This window comes from Maricaulis sp., assembly GCF_017643475.1.
In the GTDB taxonomy this organism is placed as follows: domain Bacteria; phylum Pseudomonadota; class Alphaproteobacteria; order Caulobacterales; family Maricaulaceae; genus Maricaulis.
Map to the genome: position 1 here is coordinate 66,408 of NZ_JAEPNI010000002.1, position 17,985 is coordinate 84,392.

A 17,985-nucleotide genomic window follows, 5' to 3' on the forward strand; every position below is an offset into this window, starting at 1 on the left:
CGACTGCCGCCTAGGCATGATGTGACGCTCATACTTGAGCGGGCTCGGGGCAGGACAATTCATGAATTTCGCGCAGGAACAGAACCAGGCGGTTGCCGCCCTGAAACGGGGAGATCGTGCCACCTGCCTGACCGCTCTCTCCCGGCTGGCCGATGCTCCTGACACCGCCGCCATCGCCTTTGCGCCCCTGGCCCGTCTCGCGGATGCCATCGGCGCCTGCGGACATGCGCGCCGTTTTGCACTCCGGGTTCTGGACCGGAGCTCCGGACAGGAGCCCGAACTGCTCGGGCTTCTGGACATTCTTGTTCGCAATGGCGGCATGAGCGAAGCACGTGAACGCGCGCACTCCGCGCTCGAACGCCTTCCGCAAAGCCTCGGCCTCAATCATTTCTGCGGTGTGATCGCCAGCCAGCTCGGCGAGACCGAGGCAGCGCGCGAGCATTTCGACCGTGTTCTCAGCCAGGCCCCGCTCGCAGCACCGGCCTGGGTCAGCTTCGCCAACCTGCCAGGAACCGGTTCAGAACGGGAGATCGAGGCGCTCAAACAGGCATTGAGCCAGGCCGTCCGCACGCCGCCCGAAAACCAGGCGGCCATGCAATCCGCGCTCGGCTTGTGGCAACACCGCGCTGACGATCGATCCGCGTTTGACTATTGGGACCGGGCGGCGGCCCTGATGCGCTCCGTACGCCCCTACGACCGATCCCGGGAAGAAGCTGCAGTTGATGCCCTTATTGCCAGTACGCCGCGCGCCGAAATGGGCTGGAAACCTAGCACGCAGACATCCACCCGCCCTATCCTGGTGACCAGCCTGCCACGCTCGGGCTCGACCCTGGTGGAACAGATCCTGTGCTCGCACAGCACGGTCACCGATGGCGCGGAGCTCAACCTGTTCAAACACGCGCTGATGCCGATTGGCGGTGGCGTCCAGCCTGCGCTTGCCGAACGCTTCAACGCCGCTCACCCTGACCCGTGGAGCATGGTCGGCGGGTTTTACCTGGACATGCTGGACGGCCGCTTTGGACCGGAAGGGCGGATCGTCGACAAGACGCTGAATTTCTCGCGTTTCCTGCCCTGGCTGGAGGCCAGCCTGCCCGAGGCCCCGCTGATCTGGATGCGCCGCAATCCGGAAGCCGCCGCGCTGTCCTGTTACCGGACCTGGTTCCCGCAAGGGCTCAACTGGTCCTGGTCGCTTGAGGACATCGCGCATCAATTCCGGCTTGAAGACCGGCTATATGAGCACTGGTCGACACTTTACCCGGATCGCATACTGAGCGTTCAGTACGAGGACCTTGTCGCCGATGCCGACAGCTGGATCGCGCGTATCGCGGAACATTGCGGCCTGGCGCCGGAACCGCAAATGTCACGTTTCCACGAGACCCGCCGCGCAGTCCTGACCGCTTCCGTCGACCAGGTTCGGCAGCCGCTCTATGACAAGGCGGTTGCAGGCTGGAAACAGTATGAAGTGCAGATGCGCCCCTTCAGCGAGGCCTATCGCCCGGCCTAGTGGCTGCGGCGCAGGGCCAGCCAGCTGGCGGCCAGGAAAATCAGCCCGCCGCTCATCTTGTTGACCAGACGCTGGAACCGCGCCTTGCGCAGGTAACGCGACAGTCCTCCGCCCATAACGGCATAGGCGCTGTCCAGCACCAGGGCGACCAAAAGGAATACGCCGGCGAGCGTGAAAAGCTGAGGTGTTGTTGCGCGTGTCGGATCAACAAAGACCGGCAGGAAAGCGGCGTGAAAAACCATCGTCTTGGGATTGGCCAGGGCAGTGGCTGCTCCGTGCATGAAAAGCTGGCCGTCCAGGGGTTTGGCTTCACCTGATGGCGGGGCTGTCCAGATCTTGAACGCCATCCAGACCAGATAGGCGACACCGGCCCATTTCAGGACCGTGAACGCCCACCCCCAGATCGAGAGCAGAACACCGAGTCCCACAACAACGAGCGCGATCTGGGCTGCCTGGGCCAGCGTCGTTCCGGCGACAACCAGCAGCGCGCTGCGCGTCCCGTGCGCTGCCCCGGTGGCGAGGATCACCGCGACATTGGGACCGGGCATGATGATCAGGGCCACGCTCGCTGCGATGAACGAGAGTAGCGTGGCCCCTTCAATCATTCTTCGCCGCCGTCAGAGCTGCCGGCTTCCGGGGTTTCGCCCTCGGAACCGCCCTCGACGCCTGCGCCATCTTCGACATCCGCGCCTTCATCATCACCGGCATCCTCGATGCGGACGACGGCCACGACCTGTTCCTCGCCATTCAGGCGGATCAGGCGGACACCGCGGGTCGAACGTCCGGCGATACGCACCCCGTCGATCGGGAAGCGGATCAGCTGGCCACCATCGGTGACGGCCATGATCTGATCGGCGTCCTCGACCGGGAAGCTGGCCGACAGCATGGCACCGCGGGACAGGTCCTGCGCAGCGACACCCTGATTGCCCCGTCCCATGACACGGTAGTCATAGGCCGATGAACGCTTGCCCATGCCGTCGGCGCCAACCGTCAGCAGGAATTGCTCGGCCGCGCCCAGTTCGGCGATGCGTTCCGGCGTCAGAGCCGCCTCATCACCGTCCTCGGCCGGTTCCGTCGTCGGCAGATCCGCCTCGTCATCGCCCAGCGCACGGCGCATGGCGGTGGCGTGTTTCATGTAGGCGCGAGCCTCGGCCGGCGTGACGTCCACATGGCGCAGAATGGCCATGGAGATCAGATTGTCATCAGCCCCCATGCGGATCCCGCGAACGCCGATCGAGTTACGGCCGGCAAAGACACGCACATCGGTGACCGGGAAGCGGATGGCGCGACCGCGGTCAGAGACCAGGAAGACATCATCCTGTTCGGTGCAGAGGCGGACATCGATAATGCGCTCCTCCTCACCTTCCAGCTTCATGGCGATCTTGCCGTTGCGGTTGACCTGGACGAAGTCGGACAGCTTGTTGCGACGTACCGTGCCGGACTTGGTCGCAAACATGACGTTGAGATCGGCCCAGGTGCTCTCATCCTCCGGCAGCGCCATGATCGAGGTGATGGTCTCACCCTGGTCCAGCGGCAGAAGGTTCACCAGCGCCTTGCCCTTGGTGTTCGGCGCGCCGAGCGGCAGGCGCCAGGTCTTGGTCTTGTAGACCATGCCCTTGTTGGAGAAGAACAGGAGCGGTGCGTGGGTCGAGGCCACGAACAGGGTCGAGATGAAATCCTCGTCCTTGGTCGCCATGCCGGCGCGGCCCTTGCCGCCACGACGCTGGGCCCGATAGTCGGACAGCGCCGTACGCTTGGCGTAACCGCCATGCGTGACCGTAACGACCATTTCCTCGCGCGGGATGAGATCCTCGTCCTCGAAGTCGAGGCCACCATCCATGAACTCGGAGCGGCGCGGCGTCGCGTAATTCTCGCGCACTTCCAGCATTTCCGAGCGGATGATGTCGAGCACACGAGCGCGCGAACGCAGGATGTCGAGCAGGTCCTCGATCTCCTCGGCCAGCGTCTTGGCTTCATTGCCCAGCTCGTCGCGACCCAGACCGGTCAGGCGGTTGAGGCGCAGCTCGAGAATAGCGCGGGCCTGTTCCTCGGTGAGGCGCAGCGTGCCGTTCGAGGTCAGCATGGAGCGCGGATCCGCCACCAGCTCGACCAGCGGCGCGACATCGGCGGCCGGCCACTCACGGGCCATCAACTGCTCGCGTGCTTCCGTCGGGTTCGGCGCATTGCGGATCAGGGCGATGACCTCGTCGATATTGGCGACAGCCAGGGCCAGGCCAATGATGACGTGTGCACGGTCGCGGGCCTTGTTCAGTTCGAACTTGGCACGGCGGGCAACAACTTCCTCGCGGAAGCGCAGGAAGACCTTGATGATCTCACGCGCGCCCAGCAATTGCGGGCGACCATCGACCAGCGACAGCATGTTGGCGCCGAAACTCGTCTGCATGGAGGACCAGCGGAAGAGCTGGTTCAGGACGACATCGCCATTGGCATCACGCTTGAGCTCGATGACGACGCGGATGCCGGAATGGTCACTCTCGTCGCGCAGGTCGGCAATGCCCTCGATCTTCTTGTCGCGGACCAGTTCCGCGATCTTCTCGATCATCGTCGCCTTGTTCACCTGATAGGGAATTTCCGTGACGATAATAGCCTGGCGACCGCTGCGGACCTCTTCGAAATCGGTCTTGGCGCGCATGACGATGGAGCCACGGCCGGTCTGGATGGCGCTGCGCGCACCGGCGCGGCCGAGGATCAGGCCACCGGTCGGGAAGTCAGGTCCCGGCAGGATGTCGAGAAATTCCTCTTCCGACAGGTCCGGATTGTCCAACAGGGCCAGCGAGGCGTCGATCACCTCACCCGGGTTGTGCGGCGGGATATTCGTCGCCATGCCTACGGCGATACCATTGGCACCATTGACTAGAAGGTTCGGGAAACGGGCCGGCAGGACTGTCGGTTCCTGGCGCTCGGCGGAGTAGTTCTCGACGAAATCCACCGTGTCCTTGTCGATATCGGCCAGCAGCGACTGCGCGACCTTTTCCATCCGGCTCTCGGTGTAACGATAGGCGGCCGGCGGGTCACCATCGATGGAACCGAAATTGCCCTGGCCGTCGATCAACGGCACGCGCATGGACCAGTCCTGCGCCAGGCGCACCAGCGCGTCATAGACGGCCTGGTCACCGTGCGGGTGATAACGACCCATGACGTCACCGACGGCGGTCGCACACTTGCGATAGGCCTTTTCGTGCGTCTGACCGTTCTCGTGCATCGTGTAGAGGATCCGGCGGTGAACCGGCTTGAGACCGTCACGCGAATCCGGAATGGCGCGGCTGACGATCACGCTCATGGCGTAATCGAGATAGGAGCGGCGCATCTCCTCTTCGATGGCGATATTGCCTACACCTTCCGGAAGGCCAGAATCAGATGCTGTCAGGTCGTCGTCGTGATCGCTCAAAGCGGGTCTCTTTCATTGATGCCGAACGAGCCGGAAAGGCCTGTCCTACAAGGAATTCGCCGCCCAGCTCTCGCGCTCGCGTGCGCGCGCGTGAATCAGGCGGTCGGTTTCTACCCAAGTCTTAACAATTGGCGTGATTCCAAGCAAATGCGCGCTGCCGTTCAAGCCTGACCAATTCGTGAGACACGACAGGCCGATTCTCCGCTAGGCTGGGTTCAAAGTGGAGGAGCGGATGAACCTGTTTTCCAGACGGACTTTCATGCTCGGCACGGCCGGCACTGTGGCGACGATGGCGAGTGGCACTGGTCATGCCCGGCAGACAGGGGCATGGGCCAATTGGCCTTCGCTTCCGATCGTCGCCCAAGAGATCTATCCCACGAGCCTGAACGGCCGGATCTTTGTCGCGGGGGGCTTCACACGAACCGCTAGCGGGTTCGCCATCAGTCGCAATGGCTATGTTCTGGGAATGCAGGCGGACGACTGCTCAGACGTTGATACCGACACATGCAGCCCGACCTGGCAATCTTTGTCCCCGCTTCCGGAGCCACGGCACCACCCGAACCTCGTAGGGCACGACGAATTTGTCTACGCGTTCGGCGGGTTTCGGGCCAACGTAGATGGTGCCTGGAATATGATCGCGAATACAACGCGTCTAAGCCCGGAGACGCTCGGATGGACGGAAATGTCCCCCATGCCCCTGCCCTATGGCGAGACCGTCGCCATGAGCCTGGGCGATCACATCCATGTCGCCACCGGTCGTCAGCCCAATGGCTCGGCCAATGCGAACTGGAATGATCATGGCGATCGCGGCATGCATTATGTCTATGACCCGGCGTCCGACAGCTGGGACACCGCTGCTCCCAATCCGAACCCGCGCAATTCCGCCGCTGGCGGCGTCATTGACGGGCGTTTGCATGTGGTCGGGGGGCGTGTGGTCAATGACGGCAATCGCGCTCACCACGAGGCCTATGATCCGATTGAGGACCGCTGGCACGAACTTGCGCCCCTGCCCCAGGGCCAGGCCGGGCTGTGCGCGGCGGTGCTCAACGGCAAGCTCTATGCGATGGGCGGAGAGTATTTCGCCAATGGCGGCGGTGTGTACCCCGAGTGCTGGATCTATGACCCGGTCTCTGACAGCTGGGAGGCTGGTCCGGACATGCTGACCCCGCGCCACGGTCTGGGCGCGGTGACGATTGGAGATGGTATCGTCGTCATTGGCGGGGCAACACAGGCCGGAGGCAATGGCACCTCCGACCTCGTTGAAGTGCTTTATCCCGACAGGATCTAGCTGCGCGCGTAGCGCATGAACTCGCTGCGCGTCACCCAAGCATCGGAATTGGCATCCATTTCGTTGAAAATCCCCTGAACGCTGGTCGCGGCCGATGACTGTGCACTCTCCAGCGACTGGGCCAGCAGGCGTTCAAAGTCGATCGACAACACCTCCTCCTGGATCAAGGCACTGTTTTCGATCATCGCGGCCTGGACCGTATCGGTGATCTCCTTGACCATTTCCTGGCTCAGTTCACCCTGCGCAGTAAGCCCGGCAAGCTCATACATGGCTGTCAGATCGAAACGATTATCGCCATCCGCGTCGATCTGGGCGAAGGCCGCCTCGGGATCACGGCGATCACCGATCGCGGACTGGGTCGGCAGGAAAGCGCTGGCAGCCAGGCTGGCTGAGAGGACAGCAACGAGAGAAAAGCTCATGACGGGTTCCTTGTTTGGCATGGTCAATCTTGGCCAAACCCGCCGGCGTGGTTTCACGGGATATGCCTCGACAAAATCGCGAATGACTTCGCTGGCTGTCAGCCCCTTGTCCTTGCAGGCTTGCATGAACTCCTGCTTGGCCTGGTGGCCGAGACGGATTTCGAGGCTTTCCGAGCGTTTTTCTCGTCGTGTCATATCCGGTGTCACCGCACGCTAATTCTCACCAGTGGGCAGGACCGTCATCAAGACTTCCCGCGCCACCGGACCAGATAAACAAAATAGCCGTCCCGAAGCAGTAAAAAACCTGTCCGGACACTGAATTGCCTGTAATGACAGGCGAGTTGAGGCGCCCCGTCACGAAATTATGCGTTTGCCTTGGGCGCCAACAGCTCTAGAAGGACTGCACTTGGGCGATCAATCGAGGAAATTCATGTCTGTCCGTACACTCAAGACGGCCCTGATTCTGGGTCTGAGCAGCATGCTTGCCGCCTGTGCGAGCGTGGAAACGCCAGTGGCGGAAGCACCGGGAGAAGATCCCATTGTCCTGATGATCGGCCTGGACGGGCTGCGTTACGACGCCATCGACCGTTTCGAGGCGCCAAACCTGCGGGCCCTGGCAGCCCGCGGCACTCGCCCGCAGAGCATGTATCCGGTCATGCCGTCCAAGACCTTCGTGAATTTCTACTCCATCGCCACCGGGCTTTATCCGGAAAACCACGGTATGCTGGCCAATGCGCCCTATGACCGCGAAGCCGACACCATGTTCTCCAATCGCAATGGCGATGCCCAGAACCCGTTCTGGTGGGCTGGCGAGCCGATCTGGCAGACGGCGGAAAACCAGGGCCTGCGGGCGCATGTGATGTTCTGGCTGGGTTCCGAGGTCGAGGGCCAGCGTCCGACGGTCTGGCACCCGTATGAACACGAGAAACCCTATGAGGACCGTGTCGAGGAAGTGCTCGCCTGGTTCGACGCGCCCGCTGACGGCCAGCCGGATTTCGCCGCGGTCTATTTCGACCATGTCGACAGCATCATCCACCGCTCCGGCCCCTTCACCGAGGAAGAAGGCCAAGCGGTTGCGCGTGTGGACGGGCTGGTCGGCGATCTGGTCGCCGGACTGGAAGCCCGCGGCCTGATGGAACGCACGACGATCATCGTGCTCTCTGACCACGGCATGGCTCCGACCTCGACCGAACGTGTTGTCATGCTCGACGCGCTGGCCGATCTGGACGGTCTCTACATGCCGGACTTCCTGGGCCGTTTTGGCGCCGGGCTGGAACCCTATGTCTATGCCTGGGGCGAGGACGAGGTTGTCGAGCGGGCCTATCACGCGCTGAACGGCGCCCATGACAACATCTCGGTCTATCGGCCCGAGGACATGCCGGATCACTATCATATCGACCACCCGACACGTGCGCCGGACCTGTTGATCGTCGGCGATCCCGGCTGGCATCTCAGCCTCTCCAGCGCCAATCTGGAAAACCCCTACCTCGCGGGTCTGCGCGGCAATCACGGCTTTGACAATTATTCCGAGGAAATGGGCGCAACCTTCATCGGCGCCGGCCCGATCTTCCCGGCCGGCACGCGTCCGGACAGCTTCGAGAACGTCAATGTCTATGGCCTGATCGCCTGCGCCCTGGGAATCGAACCTGCCGAGACAAATGGCGATCCGGCAGAGGTGGAGCGCATTTCCGGCGGACGCTGTCCGGCAGAGTAAGCCGGCGCGCTAGAAAATCGGCTTGGTGATCATCAGGGCAAAGATCCCGATCAGCGCCGTGAAAGCCGGCCAGCCGAGCCAGAACCAGTAGCGCATCAGTTTGTGAGTGGCGTCAGGAATGGCGCCGCCCTCGCCCGCCTCGGCGAGCTGGTTGCGCACGCGCAGCTGGATCCACACGACCGGCAGCCAGCAGATCCCGATCAGGACATAAAGCGCATAACTGGCCAGCAGCCAGGGTTCGAACAGGCTGTATCCCGCGCTTATTGCCAGCATGACGCCGGAGACGGGCTGGACGATGACGGCGGTTGTGGTGAAGAGGAAATCGGCCGTGACAGTGAAACGCGCGGCGAAATAGAACTCGTTGAGCTTGCCCGAACGCCAGCCCGTCAGCATGAAATAGGCGATCACCGCCCCGCCCCCGAACAGGACGCCGGAGGAAAGGATGTGGACCAGACGAAGGAGCGGATAGAGTTCGCTCATCTCTCATCCTCGGTCGCGGCGATCATCAGCGCCATGCCGATCAGCGGCACGGATTTGAGCGCCGGCCCCAACGCGCCGGACCACAGGCCGGGCAGGCTGATCGTGATCGCGGTCAGATAGGCAATCGTCATCGTCGCCATCAGCCAGGCCGCCATGCGCACATGGCGTTTGAGCAACATGGCTGCGCCGACAATCATGTCAAAGATGGACCCGCCCCACAGGACAATCTGTTGCATCTCCGGTGAGAACCCGCCGCGTTCCAGGATGAACAGGGCTTCTGATCGCGCGATGGTGAGCGAGAGAATGCCCGTGACCAGCCAGAAGGCAGCGAGCAGGACACGCGCCAGCGGTCGGGCAAAACCCAACCGGGCGAACCAGCGATCCTGCGCTCCCGCGGGAGAGGCGTTGAGGAAATCCGTGAAGCCCCGCGGTTTGGCGCCGGTCGCTTCCAGCCAGGGCTGCGGATCGCCTTCGACGTCGAAATCAAGCTGTTTGAGCGAATTGGTGCGCATGGCCGTCTTGATACCCAGCCAGCCCAGCATGTCGCCGAACAGGAAGGCCGGACGCGCCATCCAACGCGGCACTTTCACCAGGCGTGTCTCGCCAAAGCCCAGCCAGCGACGATAAGCGACCAGGATATCGGCCAGGTTGATCCGCTCCGGTCCGGACAGGTCCCAGCGCACACCGGCGGGCGAACCCGGGCGGCAGCACTGTTCCACCGCATCAACAACATCATCCACCGCGATCGGTCGGAAGACCTGCTCCCCGCCCACGACCGGTGTGATCCAGGGCAGGCCGGCCAGGGCGCGGATGAGGCTGGTGCCCCCATAACTGTTGCGGCCAACGACCAGGGAGGGCCGCAAAACGACGCTGTCCAGAGCGTCCCCTTGTCCGGCATCGAGCACGAGCTGTTCGCCCGCCTCCTTGTCTGCTGCATAGGTCGAACCGGAGGCCGACACGGCACCCACGGCCGAGATATGGACGAAACGGGCGACGCCTGTTTTCTGACAGGCCTCAATCAATTCGGTGAGCCCGTCGACATGCACGGCGCGGGAGTTTTCATTCAGCCCGTTCTGGAGCACGCCGACACAATTGATCACCGCATTCACACCCTCGAGCCGGCCTGTCCAGTCGGCCGTCTTGTCGGTGGTAAAGTCACACGGGATCCAGTCCAGCGCGGGCAAGCGTGTCCGGGCCGACCGCCAGGAGCGTGCCGCGGCGATCACCTCATGACCGCGCGCCTGGAGGGCTGTTGCGATGTGGGAGCCGATAAAGCCCGCTGCGCCGGCGACGAGAAGTTTCATTCAAAAGCTCCGCCGCCGGATCATGATCAGGGTTGAGCGTTCGCCTGGGCTCTCGCGCTCTGAACAATCAGCAGATTTCCCTCGATATTGCGGCGCACGGTATCCTGCAACGAGGACCAGGTTGCCTCGACCTTCAGCCATTCATTGCCCGCCATCGGGGAATTGTTCACCGCCGCATAATAGGCGGCCTGCCCGAAGGAACAGGCCCACCAGGGTGAAGCCTGGCTGGAAAAGGCTTCGCCGGAATTGAGCAGACGTTCCAGTGCCGGCTCGGCCAGGTCGAGCCTTTCCGACAACAGGGTCACAATGCCCTCACCGGCATATTGCGAGGCCATGTCGACCACTTCCATCGACGTGCTGTCGACACAGCGCATGGCGTCATAAACAGACCGGGCACGCCCGAGGAAATAAGCCTCCAGCGCCCGCTCCGGATTGCTTGCAGCCTCGCGGCGGGCCACCTCAAACAGGAAAACCGGCGGATTCAGATCGCGACGCTCCCAGAGTTGCTGGGAGATGGCCTCGGCTTGCGCTTCATCTGCACTGCGCACGGCCGACAGGGTCGCCAGGACATCGCCCCATGCCGCATCACCGACTACAAACTCACCTCTCACCCCTTCATGTTCGATCACATAGATCGACGGGGTTCGCAGATTGGGATCCTCCTGGCTGATCGCGGGACCAGCCAGGCAAAGGGCGCCAAGGGAAGCCGTCAGAAATGCACGCATGTCATGCTCCGATTTAGCCATCTGCCAGGAAGCTTGCGGCACAAGACGGCGAATTCATGTCCTAGAACGGGATTTCATCATCCAGATCTGCGTTCCGGAAGTCCTCTTTCGGGCCATCCATCGCCGCCGGAGCACTTCTGGACGGAGCCGATTCAAAACTGCTGCCACCTTCACTGCGGCCGTCGAGCATTTGCAATTCGCCGCGGAATTTCTGGAGCACAACCTCGGTGGAGTATTTTTCCTGGCCGTTCTGGTCGGTCCACTTGCGGGTCTGCAGCTGGCCTTCGACATAGACCTTGGAGCCCTTGCGCAGATAGTTCTCGCAGACCTTCACCAGGTTCTCGTTGAAGATGACCACGCGGTGCCATTCCGTCTTCTCGCGTTTCTCGCCGGTCTGGCGGTCACGCCAGCTCTCCGACGTCGCGATGGACAGATTGCAGACCGCATCGCCGGAATTCATGCGACGGACTTCCGGGTCACGGCCCAGATTACCTACCAGAATTACCTTGTTCACACCCGCCATCGCCCTGGTCTCCATTCTCGGCCAGCTTCTCGCCCGCCATTTGTTCACATTCTGTTCCGCGCGTCAAACACGCGATTCTTGCGGCGGAGTGTGGACGGCGAAAAGACGGGATGTCCAGAGCGCAGCGCTGTGCTTCCACAGGCGTGTACAGGTGGTCGTACCCTTCAAACCTTTGTCGCTTCAGCGCGGAGGTCAGCTGCTCGCTGCGCTCGCCCCCAAGGCCAAGCGTGCGGACTATCGCCTCCAAAATCCAATTGGCTCAGAACTGCAGCCAAGCGCAGATCAATTTCCACCTTGACCACAGCCTGACCAATTCCGAAATTCGGTCCAGGATACTCGGCGGTCGACCTCGCTCTGTTCTCCCAATTACTCTCCGCCCGAACCAAAATCGCTTCACGACCCTCAGTTGGTTTTTCGCGCTCAAGTAATTCAAAGTACGACCGATACGTGCGCGCGATTTCTCCGCGCCCCGCGAGAAGCGATTTTGCCTTTTCCGTAGCAGCTGCGGGGACGGGCTTGCCCAATATATTTGCGATCAAAACACCATCAACGACATCCCATGGATAGACGGTCGCGAACGTTGGAAATATTTGAGGAATCAGCTCGGCTTTGCCCGCCGCGATCAAGAGGAGATGAAGTGAATTGATGGATTCTCCCTCCACAATTCTTCCGCCCGGAAGCTGGGATAGTTCGAGTGCAACCTCCTGCAGGCGAAGCAGGGCGTGCAGCGCATCCTCATACTCACCTCGCACCCTCCAGTTTGTCACGACGAGCTGCACCCACGCACCTATCTCGGACTCCAACATCCGAACCTGGTGAACAACATTCCCGCGCTCGCACGCCTGAGCTCGAGCAATAGCGGTTTGTTCTGCATCCGCTCGAAAATCCCGCAGGCTCCGCTCACGGTACGTTTCCTCGTCGCACTCAACTGGTTTGACAGTCTTCTTTTTGCCCCAGTTGAACATCTCAGGCTCCGTTATGTTCGAGGTGGCTGGTAGGCGCACCAACAGTCCGCGACAAGACAGACACTCACACAATTGTGTTCTTGTCTAGCGACACCCAGAAACGCAGCTCGGGCCTGGATCGGCCGCTCGATCCGCGAGCTCGAACTATCCTCCACCTCGGGGAGGTGGATCCGCCGTAGCCTTGGCGAAGGCGGAGACGGAGGGGCCGGAGGGCGAAGCCCGTAGGTCAGCTCGCTCCGCTCGCCCCCCTTCGCCTCCGCTTTGCTCCGGCACTTCCCCGGAGGGGAAGATAATCGGAACACCACTGGATACCAGGGGCTCGCATCTCTGTCCCTCGCCCGGGCGTGCCATTCTCGTCGTCAAGAATGTTCGCTGAGCCATCAAGCGAACCGCGTGTCCCCATTAATCAGTCGACAGCTAATTGCCCCAGGGAATCGTTATCTCACCGGCGTTCGGATGCTTTGAAGCGCCCTCCAGGTCCTTGGCCCAATTGAACAGGATCCCTTCTCTCCAAAGGGCGCGGCGCAATCCGTCTCGATCTGCTTCGCGAGTGTCCCACACCCACATGTCCCGGCTCATCTGCCGCAAGTGACCGCGGTGTTCCCCTGCACTGATCCAGGTTTCCAGCGACATTCCTTCAATTGGCCGTTTCAGGTGTTGTCGGTTCAGATAGTTTTGGAGATAGACGCTTCGCATCTGACCGTGTTTCCAAACCGCCTCCCTCCGCGCGTGGTTCCAAAATGATATATTGAGATGTTCGGAGTCACTGTCCTCACTGCTTCCATCCCAATTGCCTTGCACCCTGCCTAAAGCATACGTAACGACTCCAGCAGATCTGGCTCTCTCATATTCGAACCCATAGCCTGCCGGCACACTCCCCACCAACAATTCGACAAGGTCCGCCATGGCGCTTTCGTTTTGACGCCACAGCGCGCTCTCAGCAACAAGATTGGCGACACCGTTCTCCAGCGAAACCATGAGGTACATCCGGAAATCGAAAACGGGATGACGGCCCTCCCTCGTCAAACCGACAAGCTGAAAGCTACCGACACCTTCATCGAGGCTCGCGATCTTTCCCTTTGACCGGGTAAAAGAGACCAATTTCCCGGAGAATCCCGGGGCCGCAAGCGCGCATTTATCGATTTGCACACCAGCTTGTTCGAATAGCTCAATCGCCTTTTTGAGCCATGAAATTGTATCAGTCACGCCTTCGTTCAGTCCGTAGATAACGAAGCCGGTGCAACTCTCATCCATACCGTTCTCTCGGGTGCAAAACCGGAACACAGCGCCTGTTCCAACGCACAAGCAGGGACACACACTCTTCAGCCGCTGTCCAGCCGGTTTCCCCACCAGGCACCAGCCAACTGACCTCCCGAAACCCACTACCAGGTCGGCCGCTCGATCCGCGAGCTCGACCATCCTCCCCCTCGGGGAGGTGGATCCGCCGTAGCCTTGGCGAAGGCGGAGACGGAGGGGCCGGAGGGCGCAGCCCGGAGGAATAGCTCGCTATCGCTCCCCCCCTTCGCCTCCGCTTCGCTCCGGCACTTCTCGGGAGGAGAAGATAGGGGAAGCGGGCGCACACACCCGCGCAATGATGCGTCACGGCTGAGACGAATGGTTGCCGCGGTGTTCCTGCTGCCTACGTTGTGTCAGGAGGAGGCAGACCCGGCGCTGGACGCGCGCGCTTCTGTTCTCTAAATGTTCACAGACGTTTTCGACTCATTTGGGCAGGGTTTCCCGACATGGCGCTAGACAGGATCCGCGTGCAGGGCGCACGCGAGCACAATCTCAAAAACGTCTCGGTGGATCTGCCGCGCGACAGCCTGATCGTGTTCACGGGCCTGTCCGGCTCGGGCAAGTCCTCGCTCGCCTTCGACACCATCTATGCCGAGGGTCAGCGGCGGTATGTCGAGAGTCTGTCCGCCTATGCGCGCCAGTTCCTGGAGCTGATGGCCAAGCCGGACATGGACTCCATCGAGGGCCTCTCCCCGGCGATCTCGATCGAACAGAAGACGACCTCGAAAAACCCGCGCTCCACGGTGGGTACGGTGACCGAGATCTATGACTATATGCGCCTGTTGTTTGCGCGTGTGGGCACGCCCTACTCGCCAGCGACCGGACTGCCGATCGAGAGCCAGACCGTTAGCCAGATGGTCGACCGGCTGATGGAGCTGGGTGATGGCGCGCGGCTCTACCTGCTGGCCCCGGTCGTCCGCGGTCGCAAGGGCGAATACCGCAAGGAATTTGCCGAATGGCTGAAGACCGGCTTCCAGCGGGTCAAGGTGGATGGCGAGTTCTACACGCTGGAAGACGCGCCCGAGCTCGACAAGAAGTTCAAGCACGATATCGACGTCGTCGTGGACCGCGTGGTCATCAAGGAGGGGCTGGAAAGCCGCCTTGCCGACAGCCTGGAAACCGCCCTGCGCCTGACCGATGGCATCGCCGTCGCCGAGTTTGCCGATCGCAAGGACGAAAAAGGCAATCCGGAACGCATCATCTTTTCCGAGCGTTTCGCCTGCCCGGTCTCCGGGTTCACCATTCCGGAAATCGAGCCGCGCCTGTTCTCGTTCAACAACCCGTTTGGCGCCTGTCCGACCTGTGACGGCCTCGGCCAGTCACTGAAATTCGACCAGGACCTGGTCGTTCCCGATCGCGACAAATCCCTCAATGACGGCGCCATCGCACCGTGGAGCCGAGCGACGTCCAAGCTTTACATGCAAACCCTTCAGGCCTTGGCCCAGCACGCGGGCGGCGACATGTTCACGCCCTGGCACGACCTGCCGGAAGACTTCCGCAAGCTGGTCCTCTTCGGCACCAAGGAGGATGTCACCTTCATCTATGAGGACGGGCTGCGTAAGTTCGAGACCAAAAAACCCTTCGAAGGCGTCATCCCCAATCTGGAGCGCCGCTGGCGCGAGACCGACAGCAGCTGGGTGCGCGAGGACCTGTCGCGTTTCCAGTCCTCCCAGCCGTGCGAGACCTGTGGCGGTCGGCGCCTCAAGCCGGAAGCCCTGGCGGTGAAGATTGACGGCAAGGACATCTCCCAGACGTCGGAAATGTCGATCCGCAATGCGCGCGACTGGTTTGGCGAGATCGAGGACACGCTCTCACCCAAGAACCGGCAGATCGCCGAGCGCATTCTCAAGGAAATCCGCGAGCGCCTGAAATTCCTGGTCGATGTGGGGCTGGACTATCTGACACTGGATCGCGCCTCAGGCACCCTCTCCGGCGGTGAAAGCCAGCGCATCCGTCTGGCCAGCCAGATCGGTTCGGGCCTGACCGGCGTGCTTTACGTGCTCGACGAACCGTCCATCGGTCTGCACCAGCGCGACAATACCCGCCTGCTGGACAGTCTCCAGGGCCTGCGTGATCTGGGCAATACGGTCATCATCGTCGAGCATGACGAGGAAGCCATCCTGACGGCCGACTATGTCGTCGATCTCGGCCCCGCTGCGGGTGTGCATGGTGGTGAGGTCATCGCTGCGGGCACGCCGGCGGAAGTCCAGGCCAATCCGAACAGCCTGACGGGTCAGTACCTCTCCGGCGCACGCCAGATCGAGGTGCCGGCCAAGCGCCGCAAGGTCGACAAGAAGAAACAGGTCAGCGTCGTCGGCGCGACGGGCAATAATCTCAAGGACGTGACGGCCGACTTCCCGCTAAAAGTCCTGACCTGTGTGACCGGTGTGTCCGGCGGCGGCAAGTCGACCCTGACGATCGAGACGTTCTACAAGGCGGCCGCGCGTCGCCTGGCCAAGGCCCAGCAAGTCCCTGCTCCGCACGACCGCATTGAAGGTCTGGACGCGCTGGACAAGGTCATCGACATTGACCAGAGCCCGATCGGCCGCACACCGCGCTCCAACCCGGCGACCTATACCGGTGCGTTCACGCCGATCCGCGAATGGTTTGCCCAGCTACCCGAAGCCAAGACACGCGGCTACAAGCCCGGCCGTTTCTCCTTCAACGTGAAGGGCGGTCGCTGTGAAGCCTGCCAGGGCGATGGTGTGGTGAAGATCGAGATGCACTTTCTGCCGGACGTCTATGTCCCGTGCGATGTGTGTCACGGCAAGCGCTTCAACCGCGAGACGCTGGAGATCCAGTTCAAGGGCAAGTCGATCGCCGATGTGCTCGACATGACGGTCGAGGAAGCCGCCGACTTCTTCAAGGCGGTCCCGGCCGTGCGCGACAAGATGGAAACGCTCAAGCGTGTCGGTCTTGGCTATGTGAAGGTCGGCCAGCCTGCGACCCAGCTGTCGGGCGGTGAGGCCCAGCGCGTGAAACTCTCCAAGGAACTGTCCAAACGCGCGACGGGCAAGACGCTCTACATTCTCGACGAACCCACAACGGGCCTGCATTTCGAGGATGTGCGCAAGCTGCTCGAAGTCCTGCACGAGCTGGTCGATGCCGGCAACACGGTCGTGGTGATCGAGCACAATCTCGATGTCATCAAGACAGCCGACTGGCTGATCGATCTGGGTCCCGAGGGCGGTGATGGCGGCGGCATGATCGTCGCGGCCGGCACGCCGGAGGATGTGGCAAAGGTCGAGGCGAGCTGGACCGGACGCTATCTGAAACCGCTGCTGGAACGGGATGCCGAGCGTGAATCGAAACGGGCCGGCTAGGACACGCTACCGCTCGCCTGTGCGTCTCCCGCCTTGGCCGCCACGGCCGCTGTTGGGCCCAACATGGCGATCAGGATGACGATATAGGCTGGTGCGGCGATATAGAGCCCTTCACCGTAGGGATTGGCCATCAAGGCCAGCTGATCGTCAGAGAGCCCGCTGCCGCCCGCGCCCATCTCGAAACTCGCCATCATCATGTCGCCAACCAGGAAAAACTGGATGATGGTGCTCACGACAAAGAGCACGAGATGCGCGCCCAACAGGGCCCAGCCCTGCCCCTTGCTGGCTTTCCAGCCGCCCAGTGTGAGGCGTTTTTCCTTGATACTCAGCGGATAGCTGACCGAGACGCGCCCCGTCACATAGATCAGCCCGACCAGGGCCGGAATGAAGAGGATGATCCCGGTCACCGCCACGAACAGGTCGACAATCCCGCCCGCTCCATTGCTCACCCCCTCAATGAAGAGGTCGATGAATAGGCCGATGATCAAACCGATCAGCCCCAGGATGAGCAGATAGCCTGCCGAGATCGCGAGAACGAGCAGGGTGACGCCGACAGTGACGCCGAAAACGCGCAGCTCATCCGCGCCGATCTGGAACGGCAGCCAGATCTTGGATTTCTCGCGCACGAGAAATCGGTAAGCCCCACTATAGGCGATCATGGCGATCCCGATACCGGCCAGTATCGGGATGATGAGCGCAGACAGAATAGGCATCCACTCGCCCTGCGACAGAGCGGCCGTTGCGTCCATATAGGACCGCATCCAGGCCAGCCCGCCCGGGCTCTGCACCCAAGTGTAGTAGGCGATCATCGCGGCACTCGCGATGACGATCAGAATGACGGCATGGACCGGACGCCGGACCAGCGCGCGGAAGCCATGGGTCAGCATCTCCCAGAAAGGCACTGTCTCGTTCACAACTCACCCCCAGATATTTGCCGCGAGATTGTCATCAAACCGCTGCCAAGAGCAAGTTGAATTTCGGCTCCAAAACCCCACTTTAGGTTAAACTTACACAGACTTGCGTGAATTCTATTCA

At 61.7% G+C, this 17,985-nt stretch carries 14 protein-coding genes; 4 read left to right on the forward strand and 10 right to left on the reverse strand.

Features of this window, described 5'->3' with window-relative positions; genetic code table 11:
- Nucleotides 1–61: 61 nt before the first annotated feature.
- A complete protein-coding gene (locus tag JJ889_RS07500) occupies nucleotides 62–1,504 on the forward strand; it encodes a tetratricopeptide repeat-containing sulfotransferase family protein (protein WP_291893326.1) in 1,443 nt (480 codons plus the stop codon).
- On the opposite strand, the gene JJ889_RS07505 is transcribed toward JJ889_RS07500, so the two are convergent.
- A complete protein-coding gene (locus JJ889_RS07505) occupies nucleotides 1,501–2,109 on the reverse strand; it encodes a LysE family translocator (RefSeq protein WP_291893328.1) in 609 nt (202 codons plus the stop codon). The two genes, JJ889_RS07500 and JJ889_RS07505, sit on opposite strands and share 4 nt — an antisense overlap.
- Nucleotides 2,106–4,892: a DNA gyrase subunit A gene (gyrA, locus tag JJ889_RS07510; RefSeq protein ID WP_366940085.1), complete on the reverse strand. Its 2,787-nt coding sequence runs from the start codon at nucleotides 4,890–4,892 to the stop codon at nucleotides 2,106–2,108. Before gyrA ends, JJ889_RS07505 begins: the two co-directional genes overlap by 4 nt.
- Nucleotides 4,893–5,145: 253 nt before the next feature.
- Between gyrA and JJ889_RS07515 the strand changes: the two genes are divergently transcribed.
- On the forward strand, nucleotides 5,146–6,201 hold the full coding sequence (locus JJ889_RS07515; RefSeq protein ID WP_291893333.1) for a hypothetical protein: 1,056 nt from the start codon (nucleotides 5,146–5,148) through the stop codon (nucleotides 6,199–6,201).
- Here JJ889_RS07515 and JJ889_RS07520 read toward each other — a convergent pair.
- Nucleotides 6,198–6,815: a hypothetical protein gene (locus tag JJ889_RS07520; protein ID WP_291893335.1), complete on the reverse strand. Its 618-nt coding sequence runs from the start codon at nucleotides 6,813–6,815 to the stop codon at nucleotides 6,198–6,200. The genes JJ889_RS07515 and JJ889_RS07520 overlap by 4 nt on opposite strands.
- A 235-nt stretch (nucleotides 6,816–7,050) precedes the next feature.
- On the opposite strand from JJ889_RS07520, the gene JJ889_RS07525 reads away from it, so the two are divergent.
- Complete coding sequence (locus JJ889_RS07525; RefSeq protein WP_291893336.1) at nucleotides 7,051–8,334, forward strand: ectonucleotide pyrophosphatase/phosphodiesterase; 1,284 nt, start codon at nucleotides 7,051–7,053, stop codon at nucleotides 8,332–8,334.
- Between the two features lie 9 nt (nucleotides 8,335–8,343).
- Here the strand turns inward: JJ889_RS07525 and JJ889_RS07530 are convergent, their stop codons facing one another.
- The 6 genes from JJ889_RS07530 to JJ889_RS07555 form a co-directional block, all read right to left on the reverse strand.
- The gene (locus JJ889_RS07530; RefSeq protein ID WP_291893338.1) at nucleotides 8,344–8,814 is read right to left on the reverse strand and encodes a DUF2269 domain-containing protein; all 471 of its coding nucleotides are present in this window, start codon (nucleotides 8,812–8,814) and stop codon (nucleotides 8,344–8,346) included.
- Nucleotides 8,811–10,118 (reverse strand): NAD(P)H-binding protein, encoded by a 1,308-nt coding sequence (locus JJ889_RS07535; protein WP_291893340.1) that lies wholly within the window; start codon nucleotides 10,116–10,118, stop codon nucleotides 8,811–8,813. The genes JJ889_RS07530 and JJ889_RS07535 overlap by 4 nt, the downstream gene beginning before the upstream one ends.
- 26 nt (nucleotides 10,119–10,144) lie before the next feature.
- Complete coding sequence (locus tag JJ889_RS07540) at nucleotides 10,145–10,843, reverse strand: hypothetical protein (RefSeq protein ID WP_291893342.1); 699 nt, start codon at nucleotides 10,841–10,843, stop codon at nucleotides 10,145–10,147.
- 61 nt (nucleotides 10,844–10,904) lie between these two features.
- A complete protein-coding gene (gene ssb / locus JJ889_RS07545; RefSeq protein WP_291893345.1) occupies nucleotides 10,905–11,366 on the reverse strand; it encodes a single-stranded DNA-binding protein in 462 nt (153 codons plus the stop codon).
- 164 nt (nucleotides 11,367–11,530) lie between these two features.
- Entirely contained in the window at nucleotides 11,531–12,331 is an 801-nt protein-coding gene (locus JJ889_RS07550) for a hypothetical protein (RefSeq protein ID WP_291893347.1), read from the reverse strand.
- A 417-nt stretch (nucleotides 12,332–12,748) separates the two neighbouring features.
- Nucleotides 12,749–13,585 carry a hypothetical protein gene (locus tag JJ889_RS07555; RefSeq protein ID WP_291893349.1) on the reverse strand — a complete coding sequence of 279 codons (837 nt, stop codon included), beginning with the start codon at nucleotides 13,583–13,585 and terminating at the stop codon, nucleotides 12,749–12,751.
- A 488-nt stretch (nucleotides 13,586–14,073) separates the two neighbouring features.
- Between JJ889_RS07555 and uvrA the strand changes: the two genes are divergently transcribed.
- Nucleotides 14,074–16,950, forward strand: a complete 2,877-nt coding sequence (gene uvrA, locus JJ889_RS07560; RefSeq protein WP_291893351.1) for an excinuclease ABC subunit UvrA — start codon at nucleotides 14,074–14,076, stop codon at nucleotides 16,948–16,950.
- Here the strand turns inward: uvrA and JJ889_RS07565 are convergent.
- A complete protein-coding gene (locus JJ889_RS07565; protein WP_291893353.1) occupies nucleotides 16,947–17,864 on the reverse strand; it encodes a hypothetical protein in 918 nt (305 codons plus the stop codon). The two genes, uvrA and JJ889_RS07565, sit on opposite strands and share 4 nt — an antisense overlap.
- Nucleotides 17,865–17,985 lie beyond the last annotated feature (121 nt).

What these genes read in the sequence shown, in the direction of transcription:
- JJ889_RS07520 (WP_291893335.1), bottom strand. Translation starts at nt 6,815, where the DNA reads ATGACACGACGAGAAAAACGCTCGGAAAGCCTCGAAATCCGTCTCGGC.
- JJ889_RS07555 (WP_291893349.1), bottom strand. Translation starts at nt 13,585, where the DNA reads ATGGATGAGAGTTGCACCGGCTTCGTTATCTACGGACTGAACGAAGGC.
- JJ889_RS07535 (WP_291893340.1), bottom strand. Translation starts at nt 10,118, where the DNA reads ATGAAACTTCTCGTCGCCGGCGCAGCGGGCTTTATCGGCTCCCACATC.
- JJ889_RS07505 (WP_291893328.1), bottom strand. Translation starts at nt 2,109, where the DNA reads ATGATTGAAGGGGCCACGCTACTCTCGTTCATCGCAGCGAGCGTGGCC.
- JJ889_RS07515 (WP_291893333.1), top strand. Translation starts at nt 5,146, where the DNA reads ATGAACCTGTTTTCCAGACGGACTTTCATGCTCGGCACGGCCGGCACT.
- JJ889_RS07500 (WP_291893326.1), top strand. Translation starts at nt 62, where the DNA reads ATGAATTTCGCGCAGGAACAGAACCAGGCGGTTGCCGCCCTGAAACGG.
- uvrA (WP_291893351.1), top strand. Translation starts at nt 14,074, where the DNA reads ATGGCGCTAGACAGGATCCGCGTGCAGGGCGCACGCGAGCACAATCTC.
- JJ889_RS07540 (WP_291893342.1), bottom strand. Translation starts at nt 10,843, where the DNA reads ATGCGTGCATTTCTGACGGCTTCCCTTGGCGCCCTTTGCCTGGCTGGT.
- JJ889_RS07525 (WP_291893336.1), top strand. Translation starts at nt 7,051, where the DNA reads ATGTCTGTCCGTACACTCAAGACGGCCCTGATTCTGGGTCTGAGCAGC.
- ssb (WP_291893345.1), bottom strand. Translation starts at nt 11,366, where the DNA reads ATGGCGGGTGTGAACAAGGTAATTCTGGTAGGTAATCTGGGCCGTGAC.
- JJ889_RS07530 (WP_291893338.1), bottom strand. Translation starts at nt 8,814, where the DNA reads ATGAGCGAACTCTATCCGCTCCTTCGTCTGGTCCACATCCTTTCCTCC.
- JJ889_RS07550 (WP_291893347.1), bottom strand. Translation starts at nt 12,331, where the DNA reads ATGTTCAACTGGGGCAAAAAGAAGACTGTCAAACCAGTTGAGTGCGAC.